Annotated in this window: 1 protein-coding gene; it reads right to left on the bottom strand. The window is 35.2% G+C overall.

Going from position 1 to position 253, the window contains the following annotated elements; genetic code table 11:
- Positions 1-99: phage terminase small subunit-related protein (locus SB658_RS25885; RefSeq protein WP_410603340.1), on the bottom strand; the 99-nt coding region annotated here is incomplete at its 3' end.
- Positions 100-253: the final 154 nt, after the last annotated feature.

Below are 253 nucleotides of genomic sequence, written 5' to 3'. Positions count from 1 at the left end.
ATTTAACTCAGCTGCAATATCAATCAGTGGCTTCTCACCTTTACTTGCTTTATATATTTCAAATGCTTTGTCACGATCTGGGCTTCGTTGCCTAGCCATATCCACCACCTCACACGCTAATCGCTTATATAAAATAAAAAAACATCCGTTCACGATGTTTTCTCTACTACTTTAAGTAACTTTTTTCCATCTTCTTTAACTGCGACCAATGAGTATTTAGTTTCCCATTAGATACATCATAAGAAGTAATTAC

This window comes from Bacillus sp. SIMBA_008 (assembly GCF_046535495.1).
Lineage (GTDB): Bacteria > Bacillota > Bacilli > Bacillales > Bacillaceae > Bacillus > Bacillus subtilis.
This window is presented reverse-complemented; position numbering and strand designations above follow the sequence as displayed.